The sequence below is a fragment of the Kamptonema sp. UHCC 0994 genome (assembly GCF_029167235.1).
Taxonomy (GTDB): domain Bacteria; phylum Cyanobacteriota; class Cyanobacteriia; order Cyanobacteriales; family Microcoleaceae; genus Kamptonema.
Map to the genome: position 1 here is coordinate 45,380 of NZ_JARFTR010000208.1, position 9,039 is coordinate 54,418.

General features: G+C 42.4%; 6 protein-coding genes. 3 read left to right on the forward strand and 3 right to left on the reverse strand.

The genetic code is table 11. The features are described 5' to 3' along the window. Positions 1–96: 96 nt before the first annotated feature. On the forward strand, positions 97–1,962 hold the full coding sequence (locus PY364_RS19005) for a DUF1565 domain-containing protein (protein ID WP_275524840.1): 1,866 nt from the start codon (positions 97–99) through the stop codon (positions 1,960–1,962). Positions 1,963–2,339: 377 nt separating this feature from the next. Next, positions 2,340–2,828 (forward strand): FHA domain-containing protein, encoded by a 489-nt coding sequence (locus PY364_RS19010; RefSeq protein WP_343278040.1) that lies wholly within the window; start codon positions 2,340–2,342, stop codon positions 2,826–2,828. Here PY364_RS19010 and PY364_RS19015 read toward each other — a convergent pair. Beyond that, positions 2,712–3,071, reverse strand: a complete 360-nt coding sequence (locus PY364_RS19015; protein WP_275524841.1) for a transposase — start codon at positions 3,069–3,071, stop codon at positions 2,712–2,714. The genes PY364_RS19010 and PY364_RS19015 overlap by 117 nt on opposite strands. Before the next feature lie 319 nt (positions 3,072–3,390). Between PY364_RS19015 and PY364_RS19020 the strand changes: the two genes are divergently transcribed. Further along, entirely contained in the window at positions 3,391–4,179 is a 789-nt protein-coding gene (locus PY364_RS19020) for a phage Gp37/Gp68 family protein (RefSeq protein WP_275524842.1), read from the forward strand. Here the strand turns inward: PY364_RS19020 and PY364_RS19025 are convergent. Together PY364_RS19025 and PY364_RS19030 are read right to left on the reverse strand one after the other, a co-directional pair. Continuing rightward, a complete protein-coding gene (locus PY364_RS19025; RefSeq protein WP_275524844.1) occupies positions 4,160–5,287 on the reverse strand; it encodes a three-Cys-motif partner protein TcmP in 1,128 nt (375 codons plus the stop codon). The two genes, PY364_RS19020 and PY364_RS19025, sit on opposite strands and share 20 nt — an antisense overlap. A gap of 52 nt (positions 5,288–5,339) precedes the next feature. Continuing rightward, positions 5,340–8,990: a hydantoinase B/oxoprolinase family protein gene (locus tag PY364_RS19030; RefSeq protein ID WP_275524845.1), complete on the reverse strand. Its 3,651-nt coding sequence runs from the start codon at positions 8,988–8,990 to the stop codon at positions 5,340–5,342. Positions 8,991–9,039: the final 49 nt, after the last annotated feature.

A 9,039-nucleotide genomic window follows, 5' to 3' on the forward strand; every position in this document is an offset into this window, starting at 1 on the left:
ATAATTTTATAAATTTTTACCTTGTGATTTGACCGGATTCAAGATTAACAAAAGTGCAACGGTTAGTTAAACTACACCACACTTCGGAGGAGCGCTGTGAGTTTAGGAGAGGAACACAGGAGAACACAGGAGCAGGGGAGCAGAGGGGCAGGGGAGCGGGGGAGCGGGAGAGCGAAGGGAATAACAAAAGTAAGTCTTCCCCATCCTCTCCATCCTCTCCATCCCATGCGAGAAAGATTATGCCGCCTTGCGCCGCTATTTGCCACCGCTTTGTTAGGGGTACACCAGCCAGTTTTGGCGCAAGGTGTGCCGCCCGTGCAGCCATCCCAAGTTTCCCAGGGGCAACAGTTGTCTCAGACGAATATATTGTACGTCAGCGTGTCTGCGGGTAGCGATACGGGTGGGAATGGTAGCGATCGCGCTCCTTTCAAAAGCATTACCCGCGCTTTGAGCGCGGCTGAACCCAACACAACAATTCTACTAGGGCCCGGTACTTACAGTACCCAAACAGGCGAAACTTTTCCTCTGATCCTCAAGCCGAATGTGACAATTCAGGGAGATCCCAACTCTCGCGGTCAAAATATCCTGATCCAAGGTGGAGGGCAATTTCTCAGTCCGACTTCTGCTGGTCAAAATATCGCGATTTTAGCGGCTGATGGGGCCGGAATTACGGGAGTGACAGTGACGAACCCCAATTACCGGGGTTATGGTTTGTGGATTGAATCGAGCTCTCCGACGGTGGCGAACAATACTTTTACTGGAAACACTCACGACGGGATTTCTGTAGTTGGCAATTCTCGGCCAATGGTGCGGGGAAATTATTTCTCCAAAAATGGAGCTAACGGCATTACGATTTTTGGCAATTCTCAAGGGGAAATTCGAGACAATACCTTTGAAAATACTGGATTTGGGATTAATATCGCACAGCACGCGACACCTATACTAATTGGCAACCGGATTACTTTTAATAAAGATGGGATTGTAGTGCAAGCTTCAGCTAGACCGGTGTTGCGGGGGAATTATATTGAACGGAATCAACGGGATGGGATAGTGGCGATCGCACATTCTCTCCCAGATTTGGGAACTTCGGCAGAACCAGGGAGCAATGTCATCCGCAATAACGGTCGCTACGATATTAACAGCACTGGAACTAGCGAAATTATTCCTGCTTACGGCAATCAATTGGTAAGTAACCGCACTGTTGGGCGGGTAGATATAGCCGGAACCTTCCGCCCCGTGACGGCTATTTTGCCGCCGTTAAATCGCGATAATCAGCCAATTGTTGGCCCTGTAGGGAACTCCCAACCAGTTTACAATCCCCCAGCTCCAATTTCTAGAAATGAGCCAACGACTCCGAGGCCATTGCCGATCGCTATACCGCCAGTGAGGAATCAACCGGCACCACCTTCTCGATCCTTGCCGATTCCTATACCACCAGCGGAAAATCAACCTAAACCGCTTCCTCGGCCATTGCCAACTCCCATACCCAGGGCCCCAGAGCGATCGTCAATTCCCCCAGGGGCAGTAGAAATTCCAGTACCGACTCCTGAAAATAGTTCTATATCCCCTCCCTTGACGAGGGAGATCGATCCCTCTATTGAAAGTCCCAGTCCGGTTTTCTCGCAAGGTGTACTCCCTGTTCCCAGTTCGAGTATTCCCATCGGTAGCGGTGGTTATGTTCCAACTGGTTTGGGAGGCGCTAATTCTTTGTCTGAGGGCGATCTCAGTTCCTTGAGTGCCAACGGGGTCGTTTTGGGTTTGCGGTATCGGGTAGTAGTTGGAGCTCAGGGGGAACGGGAACTGGCAAGAGTAAGGGCGATCGCACCAGGTGCTTTTCGTACCTTTCTCAACGGCCAGTCAGTGATACAGGCGGGTGCTTTTCGGGAACGAGAAAAGGCTGAGGCACTGTTACAAATGTTTGTAGCTAATGGTTTGAATGCCAGAATTGAGGAGATGAAATAATTGTTAACAGTTAACTGTTAACTGTTAACTGTTAACTGTTAACTGTTAACCGCTAACTGTTAAATGCCAATTCTGAAGTTAAATCGTCCCAAACCTTTGCTACACCATTACAATGCCTAAGTCCTGTAATTTTAATCAATTCCTAAAATATTGCAGTGCAACAGATCGACTTGATCTGTGACTTACTGGAGAAACTGATAGAAAATCTCAATAGTGACCCGTTTAAACCCAATATTAACAGTCCAGCGCATGAGAAGTAACTTGACACACAGCTCTGTGAGGATTCATCATAGAATTAAACCACCCTAGAGAAGGGCGTACTATTCATAGTCCAGCTAGATATGAGTTCTACTGACAGGTCTAGAGCGTCGATTAAATTGACAAATTTTAGAACAGTGATTACGCTTACCCTGCTGCATCCCACCCAGTCTGTGCCGGTTCAAAGTTGGAGTTTTGAATCAGAATCGGTAGTTCGGATTGGCCGAGCGACCGATAATGATGTAATTATTTACAGTGCTGTAGTTTCTCGCCACCATGTAGAGTTATGGAATAATCCTTCTGGTTGGGAAATTATTAATTTTGGTGCAAATGGAACCTATGTAGACGATCGAGTTATAACTCAAGTACCTCTAGTGGACGGAATGATGATTCGTTTGGGCAGTTCTGGGCCCAAAATTCGGGTGCGGATAGAAGTAGCAGATTCGGAAACAAAAAGAAAAACGCCCTTCTCTAGGCGATTATCTGGTAGTCTAACTGCGGATGCTGCACAAAAGAGGGAGAGTTTGATTTCCCGCCGTTCGCGGATTGAGAAGGAGGAGGCGATTATTTACACTGATGAGGGATTGACTCAAACGGATTTTGAGTAGATTTCGATCTATTTCCCCAAACCACCGTTTAATCATTGGCACACTATTTCGATAGTATGGCTCGGCTTTTTCAATCCAATCTATTAGTTTTAATATCCCTTCCCCTAAGTTTTTACTCTTTTCAAATAAGGAGTGAAATTCTTCCTTTAATGAGTGTATTATTCCTACTAACGGTGAAGCTTTTTTTACTTGGTTCAACTTTTCTTTTTGTTTATTTGATAATTTAATTGCGCCTTTTAACAAGATATATTTACTTCCTTTATTTTAGCATAGTAAGTACGAAAGAGCCGGAATTATGGGATGTTTGGTTTCACCCTTTTTTAATTCGCCAACAGTCTCTTGAAATCGCTACTACACAAACAAAGTCCGCCTACGCGGACTAAAGAGTAATGGGTATTTAAGCCGGATTTGGTATAATTAGTAATTGGCGAAAGATGTTGATTATTATTTCAATCTAAGGTATATTAGTTATGTGATCTACTGTGTAAGTCCTAATTAGGATAGCTAAATTAAAACTTTCAGTAATCATAGAAAATTGTTTTTTTAGTGGTAGGGTTAAAATATGGCTAGTATTAATACTGGTATTGAATGGACAGATAGAACATGGAATCCTACGACTGGCTGCAATAAAATTAGTCCAGGTTGTACCCATTGTTATGCAGAAGCAATTACCAAGCGTTTTCATACTAATTTTCCTCATGGGTTTACTTTAACAGAATACCCAGAAAGGTTGAAAGAACCTTTGAGTTGGCGAAAACCGAGTCGGATTTTTGTTAACTCAATGAGTGATTTATTCCATGAAGATGTTACTCTTGATTTTCTGAAACAAGTGTTTGACGTAATGGGTAAAACTCCTCATCATATTTATCAAATTCTTACCAAGCGACATGAGCGTTTAGTAGAGTTAGCGTCTGAACTTAATTGGCATGATAATATTTGGATGGGTGTGTCTGTTGAAAATCAAAATTATGTTCATCGTGTTGATTATTTGCGAAAAGTCGATGCCAAGGTACGCTTTTTATCCTGCGAACCACTTTTAGGGCCTTTACAACTTGATTTAACGGGAATTGATTGGGTAATTGTTGGGGGAGAGTCGGGGGTAAAACATCGGCCGATGGATATAGAATGGGTGCAAAGTATCCGCGATCAATGTCAGGAGAATGAGGTAGCTTTTTTCTTTAAGCAATGGGGGGGGAGAACACCTAAAATTGGTGGGAGAATGCTAGATGGGAAAATTTGGGATGAGATGCCTAAAGCTTGGAAGCAACATCAAAAGAAATGGAATAGCCACACTTTGAGTGTAAATCAAAACTCAAATAAAGCAGGGATTGCTACTTTGGTGGGAAGGTAACTCTGACTCCACCCCCAAAAGTAATTTCTCCTTTTTGCTTCTTTCTTTTACTAGCAGGAGGATCTACCATAATTTGCCCTTGCTGTTCTAGTTTTCTAAGTGCGTCTTTGTAATTTTTACTAATGTAACGCTTGCCAACATTATGCTGATTGTAAATTTCTTCCATTGTCAGTGTTTGACCCAGAAACTCATCCAAGAGCATATTTTCAAGAGCATCAAGAGGTCGTGACAACTCGAAAAGTAAAGGTTGATATGGTGTGGCTGGATTGTAATCAAAAGACGGTACTCCTTGTTCTGTAGTAGAACTTTCCTTAGCCATAATCTCTTTCATAATTGAGTAACCAAGCGGATGCTTAGATACAAAAACTAGGTGATGGCTAGTTCGGGTTCCCCTATCATTTTTAAAGCAAAAAGGTAAAACGTAAGTACCACCTATTTCTTGCAAAGCCTGAGCAATAGTCTCCACAATAATTAACTCTCGCTCATAAGGCCGTTTCGTCGATTCCAATTGTGTTCTAAGTGCATTTGCCCTTTCTTCACCAAAAAAGGAGTTCATGTCTTTCTTAACAACTGGATTATTTAGATCCATATTTATGCGATTGTAGTTAAAGAAAAATATGCAATCACTACCCCAATTGTTGATAACTTTTCCAATTAAATTGATTGACAAACCTTTATAACCAAAAGGATCAATAAAAAAAAGGGTTGGCATTGATTTAATATTATTTTTAATCTCATTGATGATTTCTTCTCCCACCTCCTTATTTAAAATAATTGGTTTGTGTTTTAACTTATCTATCTCAGGTAAGGCTGTTATTGCCTGCTGGAGAGACTCGGTATTGTTTGAGTCTATATCATTAAAAATTGTTACTAACAGTTTTCGCATATCTGGTTCAGAAATGGCACGCTCTAAAATTAGTAATGGTGTAGACTTACAACCATCTTTATAACAACCAGGACCAGAAAACAGATCGACGTAGGCAACTTCTTGTCTTTTTTTTGTTTTATTTATAATTATCTTCGCCCATGCCCAAAAGTATTTAGCTACTATTTCAATTTTAACCAAAGACTGTTCTTTAGGTTTATCGAAGAAAGATTGATTAGCCATAACTTTGCCTCTCCAATATCAATAATTATTACCTTCTACCGAATTATACTACTTATTTTACTCTACCATACCCTCCACCCCCCGGAGTCTCAATCACAAACACATCCCCAGGCCGCATTTCCACAGTTGCCGTACTCCCTAATTCTTCCACCATTCCATCACTTCTTTCCACCCAATTTTTCCCTACAATACCATCTCCTCCACCATGTAAACCATAAGGAGAAATTACCCGTCTTCCTGATAAAATTCCCGCCGTCATTCCCTCCCGAAACCGTATCCGCCTCACCACTCCATTCCCTCCAGAATGATAGCCAATTCCCCCACTATTAGCACGAATGGCAAAACTTTCTAACAACACCGGAAACCGCCATTCTAATACTTCTGGATCGGTTAAACGAGAATTAGTCATCTGAGTTTGTACCGCATCCGTACCGTCAAAATTAGCGCCTGCGCCCGAACCACCACAGATGGTTTCATAATATTGATAACGCTGATTACCAAAGGTAAAATTATTCATAGTTCCCTGAGAAGCGGCCATAATTCCTAACGCACCATATAAAGCATCAGTAATATTTTGGGAAGTCTCCACATTACCTGCAACTACCGCCGCCGGATAGCGCGGATTTAACATTGAACCTTCAGGAATGATAATTTCTAAAGGTTTCAAACATCCCGCATTTAAGGGAATGTCATCATCTACTAAAGTGCGGAAAACATACAAAACTGCGGCTTTACAAACAGCAGCAGGGGCATTAAAATTACTATGTTGTTGTGGTGAAGTTCCGGTAAAATCAACTTTAGCACTACGGCTAGATTTATCAATCGTAATTGCTACTTTAATTACTCCGCCGGCATCCATTGGATAAGTAAACTCACCATCTTTTAATAAGTCAATTACCCGGCGTACCGATTCCTCGGCATTATCTTGGACATAACCCATATAAGCTTGGACTGTTGCCAATCCATAATAGTCTACCATCTTAATAAGTTCTTGCAATCCTCGCTCATTAGCGGCAATTTGCGCCTGTAAATCTGCTATATTTTGAGCCGAGTTGCGAACTGGAAAATCACCATAATTTAAAATTTCTAGTAACTCTTTTTCTCGGAAATTGCCTTCGCTAACTAGCTGAAAATTATCAATTAATATGCCTTCTTCTTCAACGGATTTACTATTAGGAGGCATAGAACCGGGAGTTATACCACCGATATCGACATGATGTCCCCTTGATGCGACATAAAAGATCGCTTTGGGGACAGATTGACTAGATTCTTGTGTTGTAGCAAAAATAGGAGTAATTACAGTAATATCAGGTAAGTGTGTACCACCGTTGTAGGGATTATTGGAAACATAAACATCTCCGGGTTTGATATCATCACCTTTGGCGTTAATTAAAGCCTCAACGCTTTCACTCATGGAACCAAGATGCACGGGAATGTGTGGCGCATTAGCCACTAATTGCCCGTTTCTATCGAAGATAGCGCAGGAAAAATCTAGTCTTTCTTTAATGTTAACTGATGAACTTGTGTTTTGCAAGGTAATGCCCATTTGTTCGGCAATTGCGCGAAACAAATTATTAAAAATCTCCAGTATCACTGGATCTTTAGCTGTGAGATTTTTCTGGTAAGATTTTGGCTTTATATTACCCGATTGCCGTTTTAAAATCAAATAATTGCGTTCCGTCAATTCCCCTTGCCAACCTGGTTCAATGACATTCGTACCCGTTGCTTCTACAATAATTGCAGGGCCAAGAATGCACTCGCCAGATTGTAAATACTCCCGCTGATAAACTGGGGTATCCCACCACCGATCGCCTGCGTACATTTGCACATTAGAAATAGGTAATAAACCTGTTTCAAAAGAGATCGAAATTTCTGGTTCCTCTGAAAATTCTATCTTTTCTACAACTTCTACCGAAATCGCTTCTACAATCAAGTCTTTTTCTGCTAAAATAAAACCGTATCGCAGTTGGTGTGCCAACTCAAACTCTGACTCGATCGCAGCTAGATTATCGACAAAATTAACAATCAAAGCTGAATCACTTCCTTGATACTTCAAATGTAGCTTGCGAATAACTTTGACCTCTGCGCCTTTGCTGTTTAATTCTTGTTTGCCATCCGCTTCTAAATCAGAAAATACTGACGGTAGTTTAGTTAATAATTCACTATTTAACTTGGCTTCAATTGCCTTTTCCCTAATTACTCGTACATCCGCCAAACCCATTCCGTAAGCTGATAAAACCCCCGCATAAGGATGAATAAATACCTGTTTCATTCCCAAAGCGTCTGCGATCGCGCAAGCGTGTTGACCGCCAGCGCCCCCAAAACAGCACAAAGTATACTCACTCACATCATAACCGCGCTGAAGTGAGATTTTTTTGATCGCGTTCGCCATTTTTGCCACTGCGATCGCTAAAAAACCGGCCGCCACCTGTTCCGCAGTTCGGCCATCTGCGTAGGCGTAGCCAGCCGTAGGTATCGCGATCGCCAACTCCTCAAATTTCCGCCTTACAACCCCCGCATCCAGGGGTAAATCGCCTTGCGGGCCAAACACTTTCGGGAAAAATTCGGGGTGAATTTTGCCCAACATCACATTACAATCCGTCACCGTCAGCGGGCCACCTCTGCGATAACAGGCGGGCCCTGGATTCGCGCCTGCGGACTCCGGCCCCACCCGGTAGCGGGAACCATCAAAAAACGCGATCGAACCGCCACCGGCCGCGACAGTGTGAATGGCCATCATTGGCGATCGCAATCTTACCCCGGCAATTTCTGTTTCAAATTCCCGTTCATATTCACCATTAAAATGTGCGACATCCGTTGATGTACCGCCCATATCAAAGGTAATTATTTTATCAAATCCTGCCCTTAAACTGGTTTCAACTGCGCCGACAATTCCCCCTGCTGGACCGGATAAGATGCTATTTTTGCCTTGAAATTTTTCCGCAGCTACTAATCCACCATTGGACTGCATAAACATTAAGTTTGGCTGAGTATTTTCTGCGGATAATTGACTGGTTATTTGATCTACATATCGCCGTGAAATGGGAGATAAATAAGCATCGACAACGGTGGTATCTCCCCGTGATACAAACTTCATTAATGGGCTAACTTCGTGAGACACGGAAATCTGGGTAAAGCCAATTTCTTTGGCTATTTTGGCAACTTGTTTCTCATGGTCTGGGTAACGATAGCTGTGCATAAATACAATGGCACAACTACGGATTCCGTCATTATATGCTTGTTGTAAATAGGGTATAAATTCTATATTGACAGGAATTAATTCTTCTCCATTGGCACTGTAACGTTCTTCTACTTCTACTACTTTTTCATATAGCATTTCTGGTAAAATAATCTGAAGGGCGAAGATATTGGGGCGATTTTGATAGCCAATTCTTAAGGCATCGCGAAAGCCTTTAGTAACGATTAATAAGGTGCGATCGCCTTTTCTTTCTAGTAAGGCATTGGTGGCGACAGTTGTACCCATTTTGATGACTTCTATTTCTGCTGATGGGATGGGTTCACTATCGCCAATTCCTAATATTTCTCGGATTCCCTGACAAGGTGCGTCGATGTAGCGATCGGGATTTTCTGATAGTAGTTTATGAATTACTAATTTACCGTCGGGGCGTTTGGCGACGATATCGGTAAATGTGCCGCCGCGATCGATCCAGAATTGCCAGGTTTTGTGATAATTATTAGCCATAAATTCACCTATGATTACCGTAACGCCGCCCTCTGGGCGGTGATTTTAC